At 23.9% G+C, this 20,691-nt stretch carries 13 protein-coding genes and 2 pseudogenes; 11 read left to right on the top strand and 4 right to left on the bottom strand.

Annotation, left to right across the window (positions count from 1 at the left end; all coding sequences use genetic code 4):
• Positions 1–249 precede the first annotated feature (249 nt).
• The 4 genes from NX779_RS02410 (at position 250) to NX779_RS02395 (ending at position 6,796) form a co-directional block, all read left to right on the top strand.
• Positions 250–2,616: an AAA family ATPase gene (locus NX779_RS02410; RefSeq protein ID WP_259429836.1), complete on the top strand. Its 2,367-nt coding sequence runs from the start codon at positions 250–252 to the stop codon at positions 2,614–2,616.
• A 656-nt stretch (positions 2,617–3,272) separates the two neighbouring features.
• Complete coding sequence (gene hisS / locus NX779_RS02405; protein ID WP_259429835.1) at positions 3,273–4,526, top strand: histidine--tRNA ligase; 1,254 nt, start codon at positions 3,273–3,275, stop codon at positions 4,524–4,526.
• Positions 4,527–4,535: 9 nt separating this feature from the next.
• On the top strand, positions 4,536–6,260 hold the full coding sequence (aspS, locus tag NX779_RS02400) for an aspartate--tRNA ligase (RefSeq protein ID WP_259429834.1): 1,725 nt from the start codon (positions 4,536–4,538) through the stop codon (positions 6,258–6,260).
• 179 nt (positions 6,261–6,439) lie between these two features.
• Positions 6,440–6,796, top strand: coding sequence for a lipoprotein (locus NX779_RS02395; RefSeq protein WP_259429833.1), 357 nt, complete (start codon positions 6,440–6,442; stop codon positions 6,794–6,796).
• A 134-nt stretch (positions 6,797–6,930) separates the two neighbouring features.
• On the opposite strand, the gene NX779_RS02390 is transcribed toward NX779_RS02395, so the two are convergent.
• Positions 6,931–9,234, bottom strand: a complete 2,304-nt coding sequence (locus NX779_RS02390) for a BspA family leucine-rich repeat surface protein (RefSeq protein WP_259429832.1) — start codon at positions 9,232–9,234, stop codon at positions 6,931–6,933.
• Positions 9,235–9,481: 247 nt separating this feature from the next.
• On the opposite strand from NX779_RS02390, the gene NX779_RS02385 reads away from it, so the two are divergent.
• On the top strand, positions 9,482–11,149 hold the full coding sequence (locus NX779_RS02385; protein ID WP_259429830.1) for a hypothetical protein: 1,668 nt from the start codon (positions 9,482–9,484) through the stop codon (positions 11,147–11,149).
• Positions 11,150–11,339: 190 nt separating this feature from the next.
• Here NX779_RS02385 and NX779_RS02380 read toward each other — a convergent pair.
• A pseudogene (locus NX779_RS02380) lies at positions 11,340–12,613 on the bottom strand (IS3 family transposase).
• Between the two features lie 185 nt (positions 12,614–12,798).
• On the opposite strand from NX779_RS02380, the gene NX779_RS02375 reads away from it, so the two are divergent.
• Positions 12,799–13,731 (top strand): hypothetical protein, encoded by a 933-nt coding sequence (locus NX779_RS02375; RefSeq protein WP_259429829.1) that lies wholly within the window; start codon positions 12,799–12,801, stop codon positions 13,729–13,731.
• Between the two features lie 43 nt (positions 13,732–13,774).
• Here the strand turns inward: NX779_RS02375 and NX779_RS02370 are convergent.
• Together NX779_RS02370 and NX779_RS02365 are read right to left on the bottom strand one after the other, a co-directional pair.
• Positions 13,775–14,487 (bottom strand): annotated as a pseudogene (locus tag NX779_RS02370) (phosphotransferase).
• 8 nt (positions 14,488–14,495) lie between these two features.
• The gene (locus NX779_RS02365; RefSeq protein ID WP_259429828.1) at positions 14,496–15,197 is read right to left on the bottom strand and encodes a hypothetical protein; all 702 of its coding nucleotides are present in this window, start codon (positions 15,195–15,197) and stop codon (positions 14,496–14,498) included.
• Positions 15,198–15,288: 91 nt separating this feature from the next.
• On the opposite strand from NX779_RS02365, the gene NX779_RS02360 reads away from it, so the two are divergent.
• The 5 genes from NX779_RS02360 to NX779_RS02340 all read left to right on the top strand — a co-directional run bounded on the left by NX779_RS02360 (position 15,289) and on the right by NX779_RS02340 (position 20,690).
• Complete coding sequence (locus tag NX779_RS02360; RefSeq protein WP_259429827.1) at positions 15,289–15,792, top strand: hypothetical protein; 504 nt, start codon at positions 15,289–15,291, stop codon at positions 15,790–15,792.
• A 183-nt stretch (positions 15,793–15,975) separates the two neighbouring features.
• Positions 15,976–16,605, top strand: coding sequence for a hypothetical protein (locus tag NX779_RS02355; RefSeq protein WP_259429826.1), 630 nt, complete (start codon positions 15,976–15,978; stop codon positions 16,603–16,605).
• Positions 16,586–17,167 (top strand): hypothetical protein, encoded by a 582-nt coding sequence (locus NX779_RS02350; protein WP_259429825.1) that lies wholly within the window; start codon positions 16,586–16,588, stop codon positions 17,165–17,167. The genes NX779_RS02355 and NX779_RS02350 overlap by 20 nt, the downstream gene beginning before the upstream one ends.
• 10 nt (positions 17,168–17,177) lie before the next feature.
• Positions 17,178–17,765: a ribosome biogenesis GTP-binding protein YihA/YsxC gene (gene yihA / locus NX779_RS02345; RefSeq protein WP_259429824.1), complete on the top strand. Its 588-nt coding sequence runs from the start codon at positions 17,178–17,180 to the stop codon at positions 17,763–17,765.
• A gap of 6 nt (positions 17,766–17,771) precedes the next feature.
• Positions 17,772–20,690 (top strand): cation-translocating P-type ATPase, encoded by a 2,919-nt coding sequence (locus NX779_RS02340; protein ID WP_259429823.1) that lies wholly within the window; start codon positions 17,772–17,774, stop codon positions 20,688–20,690.
• Position 20,691 lies beyond the last annotated feature (1 nt).

The following is a 20,691-nucleotide window of genomic DNA, read 5'->3' as shown; positions in this document are numbered from 1 at the left end:
GATCTAAGGAATTTTTTAGAACACATAATACTTAAAATATATATGGAGGAGACTAAAAAAGAAAATGTTATTGAATATAATAATATACAAACCGCTAAATGTTGAGTATTTAAAAAACCACAGTTTGAAGAAATAAAAAATTTTTATAATAAGTTACAATCTACAGTCTCTCACTTTATACTAAAAGAAGAAAATAAAGAAAGGTTAATGTCTCTCTTTTATAAATATTTTCACTTTATTAGAAGTGAAATGAAAAGATATAATTTAAATTTGTTAGAAAATTTAGAAAAGTACGAACTGTACACAAATCCTCAAGAAGAAGAATATTATAAAAAAGTATCAGAAAAAATAGATGAGATTAGTGGTAAATTCAATAATCTAAAAAAAGAGCACGTGTATATTCATAATGTAAAAGAATTTTACATAAACAACAAAGTCTACTATGAAATCGTTTTTTCTAAAGCAAATGATCATTTTAAAAAAACTGACACAACAATAGCCTTTACTGATAAGAAAATAACTTCAAATTATGCAATAGAATTATTTTTAATTGAAAGCTCAATAGATATTTTAGGTAATAGTGTCGCTGTATTAATAATCGATTCCTTTAATATTAAAATAAGAAAGTGTGAATTCGACCATTTTTGCAAAATTCTCCATGGTTCAGACTTTACTGAAGAATCAGGTAATGTGTATGAACTTAAATTAATTAACCAATATTTAACAAAACATAAAATTGATTTATTAGATCTAATGATACAAGATGAATTAATTAAAGAAATTAAAAATGAAGTTCTTACAAAAGCAAAAATTCATAAAAAAACACCCTTTTTAGATGTGTTATTAAAATGTAGAGAGAAGATAGATGGATGTATAAAGGGGTATAAAATTATTAAGTATTTACTATTTAAAATGAGAAATGTTATTATTAAAAAACAAATCTCCATTACCCCGAATGAAAATATTTCTAATTTATTTTTGAAAAATCAATGTATCCCATTTGAAAATAAACCATTTTATTTTTCTTTAGTAAATCATAATACATCAACTTCTGATCTTGCAAAAATTTTCAACACAGACGAACATAAAGATGAAATTTTAGCAAGACAAGTGAAAGATAATGCAGAATCTAATTTTATAATATTCAATGAAATTGAAAACGAAAATATAAGTACAGTCAAAAAAATGATCGATTCTTTTAATAATAGCTTGTGATCTGGTCATATAAGTGACTGTGAAATAAAAATATATAAAAATCATTTATTTATGAGTAAATACGTTAATGAGTTTAACTGTATAATAAAAAAACTTAATGATTATGCAAAAACAGGATATTCAGACTACTCTAATTTTTCAAAGAAGTGGTTGAATGAAAATAATTTAGATTCAGAAGAGAAGAAAAAAATATTGAGAAAAATTTTTATAAATACCAAAGTTGCGTTTGTATATGGTTCAGCAGGCTCAGGAAAAACAACTTTAATAGAGCAAATGTGCAGAATGTTTAATGATAAAAATAAAATTCTATTATCGCATACAAATTCATCTGTAAACAATTTAAAAGAAAGAATAAAGTCACCAAATACAAAATTTATGACTGTTACAAAATATATTAATTCTAAGCAAGTTTTAGACTGTGATCTTTTACTTATAGATGAATGTAGTGTAATAACAGATAGCGATATTAACAAAGTTTTAGAAAAAAATAATTCTGAATTATTGATATTAGTGGGCGATGTTTTTCAAATTGAATCTATAGGGTATGGAAAGTGATTTGAGTATTGTAAAGAATTGATGCCTAAAAAAACCATAAATGAATTGAATGAACAATATAGAACAAACAATAAATCCTTGCATAAAATATGAAAAGACGTAAGAGAAAAGAAAAAAAATTCTATTCTTACTCTTAACAGATTTGGTATCTCACAAAGCATTGGCAACACTATATTTGAAAGAAAAAATAATGATGAAATAATTCTTTGTCCAAATTACAACGGTTTATATGGAATAAATAATATAAATAGAATTTTACAGGAATTTAATAATAATAAAGCTATTCCCTGAGGAACACAAAAATTTAAAGTAGGGGACCCTGTACTTTTTCACAGTCCAGAATTACTGGGACCAGAAATTCATAATAATTTAAAAGGCAAAATTTCAAAAATTACTAAAGACAGTAACAATAAGTACATCGAATTCCATATAGAGTTAGAAGTAAAACTTGTGCCTGATCAGAACAATTCAAAATATGATTTATTGAATAATGATGATAAATCAGAAAAATCAATAATATCTTTTAAAGTACACAACTCTAATAATACAGATTCAGATAAATATGATCATTCAACTATTATTCCTTTTCAAACTTCCTATGCAATTTCAATACATAAAGCACAGGGTTTAGAATATAATTCTGTTAAAATTGTTTTCTCAAATACGCTAGAAAATTTTACGCATAACATATTTTATACAGCTATAACAAGAGCTAAAGAAAATTTACAAATTTATTGAGAAGGTGATTTAGAAAAACAATTTTTTGCATCATTAAAATCAGATAATTACAAAAAAGACATGTGATTATTAAAAAATATAATTTCTGATAAAAACAAGCAAAACTAAAGCTAAAATTGATACTAAAAATAAGTAGTTTTTCAAACCATTATTATAGTAATTACTTAATGAAAATTATCTTCATATTAATAATCTTGAAAAATTTAGGGTAATTTTACCCTTTTTTCTTCAAGTTATATAATTAAATAGTGTTCAGAAAAGTTTTTAATAACAAATTATATGTTGTATTTAATGTAAATAATGAACTTACAGGAGCAAAAAACATGGAATTCCATACTTTTTGTTCCTGTTTTTTATAATTTTTTACAAAAACTCGAAAAATTTAGGGTAATTTTACCCTTTTTATTTCAAGTTTTTACTTTTTTACTGTTTATAAGTCATATTAATAGCTTAAAAAATACTGTATTATTAACAGTCTTGAAAAATTTAGGGTAATTTTACCCTTTTTCTTTCAAGTTATATAATTTAAGTAATTTATGATATATTAATAATGTAAATATTTTATATTTATAGAGATATTGGCAGTTTGGTTCTTGCTGACCCTGGGTGACGCTTGAGATCCCGAAATCCCGAGATTGAACCTTAACAACCTCATAAAGAGGTTGTTTTTATATAATTTAATATTCTAGATTTTATATAATTTAGTTATCTTAATAAAATTGTTTAGTTTATAATTTAATTATTATATATTAAAGGAGCGTTATATGATTCAAAAACCAAGAGGAACTCAAGATATATTTTTAAAAGAAGCAAAAAAATGAAGAGTTTTAGAAAACAAATTAAGAGAAATATTAAGTTGTTATAATTACTCAGAAATAAGAACTCCAATTTTTGAATCAAAAGAATTATTTGTAAGAAGTGTTGGAGAAACTAGTGATATTGTTTCTAAAGAAATGTATGAATTTACTGATAAAAAACAAAGAGAATTTGTATTAAAACCTGAAGGAACAGCACCAACTGTAAGAGCATTAATCGAAAACAAATTATACAATCAAGAAAACTTACCATTTAAAACTTATTATATATCACCAATGTTTAGATATGAAAGACCTCAAACAGGAAGAAACAGACAATTCCACCAATTAGGAATTGAAAGTTTTGGAAGCGATGATATTCAACAAGATGTTGAAGTTTTATCAATTGCTTATGATATTATTTCGAAATTACAATTAGCTGATAAAGTTGAAATAGTAGTTAATTATTTACTAACAGGAAAAGAAAGACAAGCTTATATTGTTGAATTAAAAAAATATCTACAACAATTTGATTTATGTAATGATTGTCAAACAAGAATTAATAAAAACACTTTAAGAGTTTTAGATTGTAAAATTGATAGCGATAAATTTGATAACGTAGTTAAAATGAAAGACTTTTTAAGTGATGATCAAAAACAAAGATTTGATCTTACAATTAAAACTTTAGAACAATTAAACATTAAAACAGTAATTGATGATAAATTAGTTAGAGGTTTAGATTATTACACTGGATTTATTTTTGAAATTAAATATGTAAATAAAGGTTTAGGTAGCCAACAAACTTTAATTGCAGGTGGAAGATATAATAATTTAGTTTCAGAAATAGGAAATATAGATATACCTGCTTGTGGCTTTGGAATGGGATTAGAAAGAATTCTAATTACTTTAGATGAAAATAATATAGATATTGATAATATTGATGATAGTTTAGATTTATACACTATTTGTTTAAATGATGATGCTATTTTATTAAATCAACAAATCTTAAAATCAGCTAGATTAAATAATTTAAAGTGTGACACAAACAATATGCATAAATCTTTAAAATCAGCATTTAAACAAGCTGACAAATTTAATTCTAAAAACGTTATTGTTTTAGGAAGTAAAGAAGCAGAAACTAATAGTTTTATAGTTAAAAACAAACAAACTAATGATCAAATTAGTTATACTTTAGAAAAATGAATTAGTGAAATGAAAAAATAGGTGAAAATTATGAAAAGAACTCATACGTGTGGTCAATTAAATATTTCTAATGTTAATCAAAAAGTATTATTACAAGGTTGAATTAGAAAAATTAGAAAAATGGGAGCTATGACTTTTATCGATCTAAGAGATAGATATGGTATAACTCAATTAGTTTTAGATGATTCTTTTAAAGAACAACTAATTAATCTTAAAACTGAATATGTAATTGAAATAACAGGACTTGTAGTTGAAAGACAATCAAAAAATCTTGAATTACAAACTGGAGAAATTGAAGTTAAAGTTGAAAATATTTCAGTTATTAATAAATCAGAATTAACTCCTTTTATGATTGAAGATAATATTTCAACTACTGAAGAAACTAGAATGACTTATCGTTATTTAGATCTAAGAAGACCTGAAATGCAACAAAATTTAATTACAAGAGCTAAATTAAACCATGTTATTAGAAACTTTTTAAATAGTAATGATTTTTTAGAAGTTGAAACTCCTTATTTTGCAAAATCAACTCCAGAAGGAGCAAGAGATTTTTTAGTACCATCTAGATTAAATAAAAATAAATTTTATGCTCTACCTCAATCACCACAACTATTTAAACAATTATTAATGATTTCAGGAATTGATCGTTATTATCAAATAGTTAGATGTTTTAGAGATGAAGATTTAAGAATTGATCGTCAACCAGAATTTACTCAATTAGATTTAGAAATGAGTTTTGCAACTGGTGATGATGTTATGAATCTAGCTGAAAAATTAATTAAAAAAGTTTTACTAGATATTAAAGGTTATGAAATAAAAGATGATCTTTTAAGATTAAGTTATAAAGACGCAATCGATTTATATGGTATTGATAAACCTGATTTAAGATATGATTTAAAAATTCATACTTTAAACGATATTTTTAAAAATACTAATGTAAAAATGTTTGCAAATATAGATGATCAAGTTATAAGAGCAGTTTGTATAGATAAATTATTAACTAAAAAACAAATTGAACAAGCAGTTCAACAAGTAAGACAATTTGGATTTAATTCTTTAGGATTTGTAAAAATCGAAAACAACTCTTGATCTGGAAGTTTAGCAAGTCAATTATCTGATCAAGAAAAACAAGATTTAATTAAAGAATTTAATATTCAATCTGATGCGACTATTTTAATGAACTTTGGAAAATATGATAAAATTTCTCAAGCTATGGGAGCTGTTAGAATTTGTTTAGCTAAAATGTTTGATTTAGCTAGTGCTGATGAATTTAAATTATTATGAGTTGTTGATTTTCCTTTATTTGAATACAGTGAAGAAGAACAACGTTATGTTGCAGCACATCACCCATTTACAATGCCTAAAACTGAATCTTTAAATGATTTTGATACTAACAAAAAAGACGCTTTAGCTTATGCATATGATTTAGTTATGAACGGATTTGAAATTGGTGGAGGAAGTCAACGTATTACAAATCCAGATATTCAAAAAAGAATGTTTGATGCAATTAAATTAACTCCTGATAAAGTAGAAATGAACTTTGGATGATTTATGAACGCTTATAAATATGGTGCTCCTTATCATGCTGGTATTGCTTGAGGTTTAGATAGAATTGCAATGATTTTATCAAACACTAATTCAATTAGAGATGTTATTGCGTTTCCTAAAAATACATCTGGAGTTGACCCTATGAGTAATGCTCCTGATTATGTAAGTGATAATCAATTAGAAGAATTAAATATTAAAATTAAATAATCATAAAAGTTATAAATAATTATTATAACTTTTAATTTTTTTATATGCAATACGAATTATTTGTAAAATGCTTGAATCAAAAAAAGAAAAAAATAGAATAAAGTTAAGTACAGCAAAATGATGTTTGTACTTAATTTAAATTCAAAATATATTTTAGATTTATGAAAGGCACAAATTTTATGAAAAAATTATTAACAATTTTAGGATCAGTTGCTATGGTTGCTACAATTGGAGCAGTTGCTGTTGCATGTAAAACTGAAGCCAAAACACCAGTTAAACCTGAAGAAAAACAACCAGCTGATCAAGGTGGAAAAGAACCAGGAAAAACTGATGGTGAAAAAGAAGGAGAAGGAAAAGAAGAAGGAAAAGACGGAGATTCATCAACTCCAGGAAGTGACGGAGCTAACGGAGGAATGAAACCAGGTAATGGAGGAACTGGTGGAGGAACACCTAACGGTGCCGGAACAGGAGATGGTGCAGCGTCAAATACTGCACCTACACACACACCTACTGAACCTGCTGGAACAATGTCTTAATAGTTAAATAACTTAACTATATAAAATAGAAACTCACAAATATTTTGTGAGTTTTTCTTTCTTCAAGTAAAGATGAATTAATAGCATATAAAAAAAGGACTAAACGTCCTTGTTAATTTTTGATTACGTGTTCTTTATTTTATTGTACCTACGTCTAAAACAACTTCGAATTTTTTGGTTTTATATTGAACTTCGATTCTTATTCCTAAATGAGATTGAGGTTTAGAATTGATGTCTTTAACACCTAGTAATTGATTTATTATAACGCCTTGTAGTTTATTTTTAGATTTGAATTCTTCAAAAATATCTTTATAAGTTTTATCTGAAGTAATTTTGTTTTTAAATTCTTTTTCAAATAACTCTGTTAATTCTATTTTAATAGCTTCTATAGCAAATCTTTTTGGTAATTTAGTATGATCTAGTTCATCATGTGCTCTTTCACTAAATTCTTTGAAGTTCTTAACATTATTAACATTTCAACTTGATATGTCTTGATTAAATGCTTTAGCATCTTCAAACATACTTGACATATCTTCTACTCTTAATGTATCTCAGTTAGATATATTTTGATTAAATGCTTCTGTTTTAGCAAACATTAAATTCATATCTTTAACTCTAGAAACATCTCATGCTTTGTATTTTTTATCATTTAATTTAATATCTTTAGCTGATATATCTTGATTAAATGCTTTTGCTACGTCAAACATTTGTGCCATATTAGTTACGTTTGATGTATCTCAACTTGAAATATCTCCATCAAATTTTTCAGCGTTTGCAAACATTGAGTTCATATCAGTTACTTTAGAAGTGTCAAAATGATTTAATGATTGATTAAAATTAGGTGTTTCACTAAACATTCCAGTCATATTAGTTACATTTTCAGTGTTTCATTTTTCTAATCCATTTATTTGTGCACTAGCATTTCCTTCAAACACTCCTGTTAGATCAGTAATGAATCAAGGTAGATATTCAGGAACTTTATTGATATTCTTGCTTGCTGCAGTCACTTTTCCATTTTCATCATAACCAAATGCTTTTAATTCATTGTCTTGTTCTTGTTTATCTTGTTTTAAAGCATAAACTTTTCCAAGATCTAATTTAATTTCTGTAAAGTTATTTTTAATTATTAACTCTTTATCTGATGATTTAACTTTTTCACTAGCTTTACTATTATCAGCTAATTTATATTTCAATTCTATATCATCTCTTTTATTTAACTCTTTATTAAATCTATTAAATAAGTTTGAATAAGTTTCATTTTCTCATGCGGTGTTTTTAATAGTTTCATTTCAAACCCTTTGAACTTTTTCTTGTTCAGATGTTATATTACCTTTTATAGAATTTAGTTCTGCTTCTAATCTTTGAAATTTTTGTTGTTCTTGTTCTAGAGTTCTTCTCACACTAGCTAAGTTAGAATTTGCAGTTGATAATTCTTGTCTAGCTGTATTTCTTTCTCTTGTAACTGTATCTAATTGTTGTTTTGTTGAAGTAAATTGAGTATTTAAAGCTTCTCATTTTCTGTTTAATTCTTGATTTTGAGTTTCAAGTTGTCCTGCTCTAGTACTTAATGTTGATAGTTCTGTGTTTATTCTCTGAATTTCAGTAGTTTTTGAACCTAATTCGCTTTCTAATCTTTGTTTTTCTCTTTGAAATTCAGTTTCTTTTTGTTGTAATTGTTGAGTTAGTTGTGATATTTGTTGTTCTAGAGCTTGTTTAGTTCTAGCTGATTCTTGTGTTGCATTATTTAATTGAGTTTCTAAAGAACCTTTATCTTGTTCAAGTTGAGAAATAGTAGATCTTAAAGTAGAAATTTCGCCTTCTAGTCTTGTTACTTTTCGATTAGCTTCTGTTAAATCGGTGATATTTTGAGCATTTTGAGATCTAACACTGCTTAATTCTGATTCTAAAGATGACTTATCATTTGTTAATTGTTGGTTTAAATGAGTTAAATCAGTAATTTTTAGATCTTTTGATTCAATTCTTTGGTTTAACTCAGCAATAGTATTTCTATGCAATTGTAAAAATACCATAGATGAAGTTTGATATTTTTCAATTAATTTAACATATTCTTCTAATGCTTTAGTTATTTTTTCAACAACTTGTTGGTTTTCAATAACTTCTTTATCATATTGTTTTTCAATTTTTACAATTTCATCACCAAGCAATTTAGTTAATTCACCATTTTTTTGAATCATTTCTTGATAATCATTAATTTCTTGTTTTTTAGTTTGTAATTGCTTTTCAAGTTGAACTTTATCACTATTTAATTGTTTGATTTGTTTTAAGTGTTTTTCTTGTTCTTCTTTTAATTGTTTAATTTGTTCTTCTACATTTGTTTTAGAATCATCTTTTTGAGTATTAATTGGTTGACAAGCAGTAGGTAATATTGCTAAAGATGTTCCCATAATTGAAGATAGAATACATAATAATTTTTTCATGGTATCCTCCTAGTGTATAATTTAATTTCATCAAAAATAACAAAAAATACAAGTAGTTTAAAAATAGTGATATTATAATTGCTAATTGAATGTAAATCTTATATTTACATACTTATTATTAATATTAAATAACTTTACTAAACTAAATTTATCTAGATTAAGTTTTTCGAGGTTTTACTTTATAAGATGTATAATTTATAATTTAATTAACACTAAATCATAAACACTTACGTTACTAGGAGAATAAATGAAAAAAATCTTTAATTTATTTTTATTAATATTTATAAGTTTAGCTAGTTTATTTTCTAGTAGTTTTAATATAACTAAAAACGCATTTAATTCAAATTATCATATAACCCAAAACACAGATTTAAATAAAAATGATTTTGACCAAAACAAGCACGTTACTTGAGGTGGACGTGCTTTAAGATATTTTTTATATAAAAATTCATCAGCTAGTTATGATAAAGATCATAGAAAAAAATATGATCTTCTTATTAATACATTAATTGATTTAGGATTAGAAGGTAGAAAAAGAATAATAGATAAAGATGATTTAGATGCTAAAAACGAAGAATTTAAATATGCTTTTCTTTCAAGTGCTATAGTTGTTTCAAAATATGGAAGCACAGAACCTGAAGAATTTTTTGCCGAAAGTTTTAGTAGATATATTTCAAGTAATGAGAGTCAGAAAAATACTACTTATTATTTATTAGAACATTTCTTTAATACTACTTTTAAAAAGTTAAAATCAAAAAATCTTGGTGGAGTATTAGATAAAGATAAATGACTTAAGATTAAAAAGATAATTGATCAAGACTCAGATGAAGTAAATAAAGATATTAAATATAATATTAATTTGGATGAAGAAAAACAAAATTTAAAACATGATGAACATTTAGGTTATGGAAAAGATAAAAATTTTGGATTCTTTTCACCTAAATATATATCTAGTGTATTAGAATACATTACTTTAGATATTTATAAGACATATGAACAAAAAACACACCTTTCTATAATTCCAAAATATGTACCATTTTTTAATGTAGATATTTGAAAAGCAACAATAGAGATTAGTGATGATGAATTATCAAAAATCAAATTTGATGATGAATCAACTTTAGGAACAATATTCAAAATTCGTTCAATGCTAAGAAATCTTGCTAATGCTCAATTATATAATCCTTTTAAAGATGTGAAAATTGATAAAGAACAAGAAAATCAAAAACCTCGTTATGAAGATTTTAATCATTTAAATAATCATTGAAAACAGAATTCGTCATTTAACTTTAAATTACACAGTGCAATTAATTTAGAAAAAACTATTAATAACTTAAACAATAAAACACTTTCAGATCAAAAAGAGTGATTTAGTAAAGATAAATTGAAAAAAACTTTAGTTAAATTATTTAATAAAGTAGAAAGTATTACTAATAATAACTTTAAAGATATTTTTATAAATTTAATTATTACAAATCATAAAAATATAGATTTAGGTAAAAGATCAAGTCAAGGCGTTAATGGAGTTACATTAACTAGAATTAGTGATGAAAAAAATTCACCAATTTTTAGCTATGTAGTTATTAGAACAAAAAGTTTTATTGAAAAAGACACAAAAGAAAGTTTTTTAGATTCTTGATTTTCTTCAAATCATGTTTTTCAAACTATTAATCATGAATTTGGTCATATTTTAGATTACTTTTTAGCTCAAACTAAACAACAAGCTGATGCAAATAAAAAATCATTTAATGAAACTTTTTGAGCAACACATCAACCTAGAAATTTATATAGATCAGATAGAAGTCAAACTAGAATAATTAATTTAAAAATGGTTCTTTTTATAAGTCTTATTATAGTTTCTTCAAGTAGCATTGTTGCTTTAATATTTGTTATTCATAAACGCAAAAAAGACTAATTTTATAATAATTGTTGAATTCTAATATATGATTAACAATCATATATTTTTTTCTTTTTCACTGTAAAATTTACTCTCACATTTCGTTTATTTTTTAATATATAGAAATCGGTCTTTTTTATTTGTTTTACTCTCAAAAGTTGTTTTTATTACTTTTATTCAGAGTGCACATGAAACCGGGACAAAATTATTAGACTAAATAGTTATGTTTATTATACACACCTCATAGTTCTTGAGGTGTTTTTCATTTGAATTTTTTAATATTCTTTCATTGTTATATCACTCAATGAAATTTTTAATACATTCTTTTAGTTCACTAAAAGTCATTTCTTTACTTTCTTTTCAAAGTTATAAAACATTTCTGATTTTAAAATTGAAAAGAAATATTCAGCTTCTCTATTGTCTAGAGAGTTACCTATTCTTGACATTGACACCACTCCACCTCGTTGCTTTATATACTCAAGATATTCATTCGATGAATATGTTACACCATGGTCTGTGTGAATAATAAAGTTTTTAGGAAATTTTGTTTTTCTAATGTGAGTCATAATTAAATTAGTGTCATTATATATGGATAAATTATAACTAACAATTTTCTTTGTTTTGTGATGAATTACGATAGATAAATAAACATGTCTTCCTTCTACATCTATTGGAGCAGGAATGTAACTAACATCACTTGCATAAATATCGTTTTGTAGTCCATTATAATCTCTATTAGCAATATTTGGATAATACACGTTAGTATTTTTTGATTCACGCTTTTTCTTGCACGTTGTTCTTACGTGACAGAAAAGACCTAATTTATTCATTGCTCTTCCTAGTGTTCTAGGGTTAATAATAATGCCATATGTCTTGAAAATATATGCTGATAGCCTTTCTCTACCATATCTTCCGTTTTGTTTTGCAAAAGCTTCTCTAATTATTTCTGCGTGTTCTATAACAGCTTCTTTCTTATCTTTTGATTGTTTCTTGATTTTGTAGTAAAAGTTGATTTAGGTATTCCAAGAATTTTCATTATTTCCTTGTTAGAAATATTTTCTCCAAATTTTTCTTAATTTTTTCTATCAGTTCATCTAGATTGTCAACCTTATTTTTCTTTAAAATATCTTCTTTAAAAGGTCTGTTATTAACCATTCTAAAACTTCGCGATCAATCTCTTTAATCACTTCGTTTCTTTGTTTATCATATTCTTCTTTGTTCTTTCTAGGTCTACCTGATCCTTTACCTTTTTAGGTGCTTTTCCTGTTTGTGATTCTTTTAGTTCCATACCTAAATTATAATCTTTATATTTTCTAGATAAATATCAGAAGGCTTCTTCTGAAAGTAAATAATTTTCAGAATTTCTAATTTTGCTATAAATATAACAAAATTCTTTTTAGTAATATTTTGAGATAAATATTCTTTGTAGTGCTTAAATACTTCTAACCACTCACTTACACTTAGTTGCTTTCCTCTTTTCATAAATACTCCTTTTTTGAAAAAAATAGACCCCCTAGGGGGTCTATCCCTTAGGGAGTCTAATAACTTTGTCCTACTCTCCATTTTAAGACTTGGTTTTTTTTTTTGGAGAAAATTAAAAAGTAAGTGGCATTCTTACGCAAAACTTAATATTAAATAATATATTTTGTAAAGGAAATAATGTGCATATGAAACTAAAATTTTTAATTCCACTATTTTCTGGATTAACTGTTGGTGGATCAGTAGCTGGTGGAACCATGTATGGTATTAAAACAATGAATAGTAATTCTCAAATGTCAAATTTAGTAATGCAATTTGAAAAGAAATTACGTGAGTGTGAAAGATTAAAACAAGATCTTATTTCAAAAGTGAGTGAAACTAACAGAATAAAAGGTGAGTTAGAAAAAGAACTTAAAAAAACTGTTGAAGCAGCACAAGATAACTTAGCTTCTGCAAAATCTATTTATGAAAATGTTGTTAAATTAACAAAACAAACTACTAGTTTAGAACAAAGTAACGTTACTTATTATCTAGTTTATTTAGGTGTTACTGGTAAAAGTGTTGAATTAAAATCTAGTGAAAGTGTTAAAACAAAACTAGAAGAAAACGAAAAAGAACTACCTACGACAATTGAAAATCTATTATCATCAGGTTTTGATTTCAAAACTTTAATGAGTGTAGAAAAAGATTATGATAAATTAATACTTAGAGATCAAATTAAAGCAGTATTAACTATTTCAAACAGTGTTTTAACAAAAGTAGAACAAGCTAATGCAAAATTAATTAATTACTTCCAAACTCAAATAAATGAGTTAACTAAACTAAAAAATGATATTACTGTTTTCAATAGTCCGGATTTTATTGAACTAATTGGAAAATTAGAACCACAAATCACTAAACAAGCTTGAGAAGCAATGAGTCCTTTAGAAAAATTTATCAAAATTAAAACTTTATTCGCTCAATTAAAAATTGATTATGATGTATTGTCTAAAACAATGATAGATCGATCTGCAGAATTGCAAAGACTGAATGAAAGATTACAACAAATTTTAAACGGTTTTGGAACTGATACTTTAATAACACCAAATCCATCAACAGATGAATCAACTAGAAATTCTTAATATTAAATAGAAATTATAAAAATGGGCTTCGAGAAACCCCTTTTTATAATTTACTTGCTAAATCATAAATTCTTTCTTCAAACATTTTTGTATTATGAGGCGCAGCAGTTTGAGTTCTAACTCATAAAATTATTATATAATTTACAAAAATTTTGCATAACAATAATTTTTAGAATCATAATCTTTATAAATTTCTAGTAACTTATCTTCACATTCTTGATTCATTTGAGATGTTTCTATTAAATAAGCTAATTCAAAATGTTTATCTCCCATAGTTGCATATTCTCAATCAATAAAATAAATTTTATTGTCATTTGTTTGAATCATATTAAAAGGAAATAAGTCATTATGTAACGGTGTATTATGTTCCATAGATTTTAAAATATCATCAATCAAATCATAATAATCATCTAACACTTTAGTATTAGTATTTAACTCTTTAATTTTTTGTCTATAATGTTCAACTCTTTTAGTTAAATTAAATTCAGGAAATTTTAAATTTGAATTATGAATTTGCTTAACTTGATTAGCAACCAGTTCGATATTTGATATATCTATAATAGGTTCAACCCCATCAATAAATTCTCATTCCATTTCTTTATCAGTATTTCTAATTAGTTTAGGTACAAAATCAAATATTTTTAATAATGAATAATCAATATTATGATTAAAAGAATTATATTTTTTTATTTGTAAAAACTTATCATCAACTTTATAAGAAATATTAGTTCCACCTTTTGTAATTTGTTGTTTCATATTTACTCCTAAACTAGTTTATTTACAAATTCTTGTAATAAAGATATATAAGATCTATTAAAATCATTTTCTAAATAACATAAATATAATATTTTTAAATAATCTTTTTGATTAATTTTTTCATTTTTAAATAATCTTGAAGCGTATTTAGCTGTTCATTTAACAAATTGTTTAGAGTTAAAAAAACTATTATGAATTTCAATTTTTTCTGAGTATAAATCTTTTAAATTATTTTTATATTCATCAGGAATTAATTTAAGTACTTCAATTGTATATCTTTCAAATTTTTTATCTAAAACTTCATTACCTATTAAATATACTGTTTGTTGTTTATTTAAAATTGTTTCTTTATCTAATTTCTTATAAAAATCAATCATAGTGTTAATTGCATGACACATACCAACTAACATCATATAGTTTCTAATTGAATTACTGAACTTTTTAAATAGTTGTTTTTCAGTTATTATTTGTTTAATTTTAGGTTTAAAAAAGTTTAAATAATTATTAACATCTTTAAATACTTTATCTAATTTAACTTGACTAATATCATCAAAAGTTATGTAATCATTTGGGTTTAAATTAAAGTTTAAGATTAATTTTTTATTTTTTAAAATTAACTTATTTAATCTATTTTTAAATCAAGGATTAATGTGTGAATATGCTTGTAAATCATAAGAGTTTAGATCTTTTAATTTATAAATTTCTATCATTGTCTACCTCGTTTCATTTTCTATTATATATAAAAAAGACTATTTATATAAGTTATAATTAAATTAATATTTTTATTAAAGGAGAAGTAAAATGTCAAACAATCACCAAGAAGTTGAATTAGATTTTTTTGAACCTAGTTTAGGTTTAATTATTGCTAATTTAGATAATGTTTTAGATGAATTAAATAAAGATAATAACACCTACATTCAGTTAGAAAACTTAATTAATGAATTTGAAAATATCGAAAGTTTAGATAATTGAGATCAGTTAGTAAATAAATTAGAAAAACTAGAAGATTTAATTATAAATGAATTAGTAAATATTAAAGATAGTAGTGTATTTAATTTAATAAGTAGTTTACAAATTAGTAAACATTTAGCTTTTTTATTAAAACAAAATAATTTTGTATTTAAACAATTAGATGAATTAGAAAATAACACTAATGCTATGAAGTGAAATCACCAACAAGATTATATTGATTTTTACAAACAAGTTATAGTTGAAAAATCTAATCAACTTTTAAAAGAAAATAAACAGTTATTTGAACAATTAAATTCACAAAAAGATGAATTTAAAAAGTTTATAATGTTTTAATAAGTGAACATGATTTTGATGATCTATTAGAAGGAAATAAACTTTTAATTGATATTTTAAAATTAAATATTAATTTCAATGATATTTTAGATTTAAAAAGATTAGATATTTTAAATAAATTACAAGCTTATTTAGAATTTATTAATTTTTGACAACAAACAATTAACTTAGAAGAAGAATAATATGGATAAAATAATTGCTTTTATAGTTTTTTTAATAATTTATTTTATTTTACTTATTGTAATGGGTTTATTAGCTTATTTATATCAAATTAAAAATCAAGCTTTTATTAATTACAATAAACAATTTTTTAAAAAATGAAATGAATATAAACTTAAACATAAAAATGATAATTTAAATCAAACAACGTTTAAATTTGAACTTCCTGTTGATGAAATTGCTTTATTAGAAAAAGAATTTTTAGTTTCAGTTAATGATAAAAAGAATTTAAATAAAACTAAACTTAAAAGAGAAACTAAACAAAACTTAATTAAAGACTTTTTATATGATGATTATTTATTTTTAAAAGAAAATGTTAAGTTAAAAAAACAAGTTGATTATCAATTACAACAAGCAACAATCTATCTAACAAATAAAAGAGTAGTTATTAATTTGTTAGATTCTTATTTTAAGATTTTAATAACTGATATTAAATCAATTTCAGTTTGTGTAATTAGAAAAAATGATCAATTTTTAGATTCTTGTTATCTAACAACTAATAAACAAGAAATTCAAATTACAGGTGAAGTTTTTGATTTTGTTTTAACAATTCAAAAATTAATTAGAAAAAGAGATGAAAATAATGATAAGTAATAATATTAGTTCGGCTTTGATTTCTTCAATAGTTTTATATGTTTTGATTTTATGTTTGTCAATATTTATATTTATTAGTAATTTTTATTTATTATTTCAAATTAATGTTAGATTAAAACTTATTAGAAAAGAAAATCTTTTATATTTATACAATCAGAAAAATTATTTAATAGTTTTATTTAATAGTTTATTTGATTTTGTTTTATTAATAATAGTGAGTGTAATTTTTAGTTTATATATTAATCAAAACATTTCTAATAAATATTATCTGTTTGAAATATGTGTGATTATTAAAATTATTAATGTTATATTATTATATTTTTTAAATCCTAAACTTATTAAAACAATATTAGTAATTAATACAACAAAATATTTAATTTTTTCTAATACATTAATAGAGTTAGAAAAAATCTTTTCTATTAGATTTGAAAATAAAACATTTAAAAAAGTAGTTATTAATTATTTTGATCAAAACAACAATAAAGAACAAATTAAACTTTATATAAATAAAAATTTAGAAAAATGATTTAAAGATAATTTAAATAAATATATTAAAGATTAGGAGAGTATTTATGATTAAACAAGCCGTATTTATTAAATCAGCAGCTGATAGAAGTGGATGAATTAATGATGATATTAGTGAAATTTGTTTTGTTGGAAGAAGTAATGTAGGTAAATCTAGTTTTATCAATTCTTTAACAAATAATAATAAGTTGGCAAAAGTTGCAAATACTCCAGGTAAAACTAGGTTGTTAAATTTTTTTGATATTAATAAATCTCAGTTTAGATTAGTTGATGCTCCAGGGTATGGGTATGCAAAAATTAATGATGCTACTAAAATTCAATTTGCTAAAATGATGCAAGATTATTTTGTAAATAGAAAAAATTTAAAAGGTGTTTTTATGCTAGTTGATCTGCGTCATAAACCAACAAAAGATGATATTCAAATGTATGAATTTTTAAAATACTATAATATCAAAGTTGTGATTGTTGGAACTAAATTAGATAAACTAAAAAGAAATGAATATAGTAAAAATGAACAAATGATTAAACAAACATTAGGATTTGTTTCTAGTGATAGTTTTATAAAAATATCGAATTTAAACAAAACAAATATAAGTGAATGTTATGATAAAATAAACGAACTTTTAGAGGAGTAAATTTGTATGAACGATTATAAAACTCAAAGTTTAAGTGAAGTTGAATCCAGTTTAAAAACAGATTTTAAAAATGGATTAACTGAAGCTGAAGCTAATTTGAGATTAACTAAAAATGGTAAAAATGTGTTATCTGTAAAAAAACCAACTCCTGCAGTTGTGTTATTTTTAAAAGCATTAGCTAGACCTATTCAAATAGTTTTATTTATTGCTGCAATAATTTCAATAATTGCTCCTTTAATAGCTAAACATACATTAAAACCTCATTTTGAAGATTTTATTGATTTTATTGTGATTATGTTTGTTATTTTATTAGATGCTACTTTAGAAACTGTTCAAGAAATTAGAGCAAGAAAATCAGTTGATGCATTAAAATCTTTATCTCAACCTAAAGCGATAGTTATAAGAGATCAAATAAGTCGAGAAATTGATGCTACTGATTTAGTAGTTGGTGATATTGTAGTTTTAGAAGCAGGAAAATATGTTCCAGCTGAATTACGTTTAATTGAAACTAGTGATTGTATGATTGATGAATCAATTTTAACTGGTGAATCAGTTAGTGTTGAAAAAACTTCAGATGCTATTAAAAAAACTAAAATATTATCTGATATGAAAAACATTGCTTTTATGTCAACTTTTATAACTTCAGGACGAGCAATTGGAGTTGTTGTTGAAACTGGAGTTAATACTGAGATTGGTAAAATAAGTAAAGCAGTTTCAGAAAATGAAGATCAAACTACAAGTTTAGGAAGAAAGATTAATAAATTTAGTTATTTAATTTCTTTTATTGCTGTTGTTATTAGTGCATTTATATTCTTATTATTCTTATTTACAGGAAACAAAAATAGTTGATCAAGTTATTTAATGGTAGCAATTACTTTAGCAATTGGAGTTATTCCTGAATCACTATCAGCTATTGTTTCGATCACTTTATCATTTTCAACAAAAAGAATGGTAAAAGAAAATGTTATTGTTAAAAAATTAGAAAGTATTGAAACATTAGGTTCAGTTAATGTAATTTGTACTGATAAAACTGGAACATTAACTCAAAATAAAATGACTATTGAAAAAGTTATTTGAAATAATAAAGTAATTAATTCAGATGAGTTTATTAATTTAAAAGCAAATGATGCTAAAAAAATGTTTTTAAAAGCATTAGTTTTACCAAATGATTCAATTACTGAAAACGGTGAAAGAATTGGTGATCCTACTGAATTAGCATTAGTTGATTTTGCTGAAATGATGAACGTTGATGAACAAAAATTTAGAAAAAAATATAAAAGACTTGATGAAATACCTTTTGATAGTGAAAGAAAATTAATGACAACAGTTAATAGTTTAGAAAATAATCAAAAAGTTGTATTTACAAAAGGTGCATTAGATGAATTATTAAAAAAATGTAAAAAAATATATTTAGATAATAAAATTGTTAAATTAACTTCAGATCATAAAAAAGAAATTAAAAAAGCAACTTCAACATTAAGTGATGATGCATTAAGAGTTTTAGGTTATGCTTTTAAAATAATTAGTGATGATGATAAAAATTATGAATCAGATTTAATTTTTATAGCTGCAACTGGAATGATAGATCCAGTAAGACCTGAAGCAGTGCAAGCAATTAATGAAGCTAGAAAAGCGGGAATTAAAGTTGTGATGATAACTGGTGATCATGCAATTACTGCTTTAGCTATTGGTAAAGCTTTAGATTTAGCTTATACTCCTTATGAAGTTTTAACTTCAGATAAATTAGAACAATTTTCAGATCAAGAATTAGCAAGTGCAATTGATAATATTAAAATTTTTGCAAGAGTTAATCCAGAGCATAAAGTTAGAATTGTTCAAGCATTACAAAATAAAGGTTATATTGTTTCGATGACTGGAGATGGAGTTAATGATGCTCCAAGTTTAAGTAAAGCTGATATTGGTGTTGCTATGGGAATCACTGGAACAGATGTAGCAAAACAAGCAGCTGATGCAATTTTAACTGATGATAATTTTAAAACAATTATTAAAGGTGTTGTTGAAGGAAGAAACGTATTTCAAAAAATTAGACGTGCAATCGTTTTATTATTAGGATTTAATTTAGCAAATGTTTTAAGTATAGTTTTAATTTCATTATTTTTAAAAGTTTCACCTTTTGAAGCTTCAAATATTTTATTTATAAACTTAGTTGTTGATTCATGTTTAGCTTTTGGTATTGGAATGAGTCCTTTAGATAATTCTTTAATATTATTAAAACCTCAAAAGAAAAATGATGGAATTTTAAAAGATATTGTATGACCAATTTTTCAAATAGGGTTATCTCTATCAGTTGCTCAAATTATTAGTTTTATCATTGCAATGTCAGCAACTGATATGAATTATTGAATGAATCAAACTAAAACTAAAGCAGATAATTGATTCTTATTTATTCAAAATAACAGAAATTACTTTTTAACAAATCCGACAAAATTAAATGAATTTATAATTTTTGGTAGAACTGCAATGTTTATTACAAGTGTTGTAGCTCCAACAATATTTAGTCATTTAATTAAATTAACTAATTGAAAAGAAACTAGAAAAATAGATTGAACAGTTTCAAAACCGCTAATAGTTGGATCATCAATTGTTTTAATTGTTTCAATGCTTGCATTTGTAATTCCTGGAGTTAATGACACAGTATTTGGATTATTATCAGTTAATAAACAAAATCATTTAAGTTGAAATAGTAATAATTTCTGAATATTATTTACTAGTTTAGCTTGTGCTTTAATTCCAACATTATTTATGACTATAACTGATTTAATTCAATTCTATTCATATCATTTAAGTTCTAGAAGTTGAGAAAATAATCAAAAATTAATTGCTCAATTAGTTGAACAAGATAACAAAACACAAGTTTTAGAACAAGATAAAAAGAAAAAACAAATAAAATCAAAAACAAATTAGT

Source organism: Mycoplasma cottewii (genome assembly GCF_024918975.1).
GTDB lineage: Bacteria > Bacillota_I > Bacilli_A > Mycoplasmatales > Mycoplasmataceae > Mycoplasma > Mycoplasma cottewii.
This window is presented reverse-complemented; position numbering and strand designations above follow the sequence as displayed.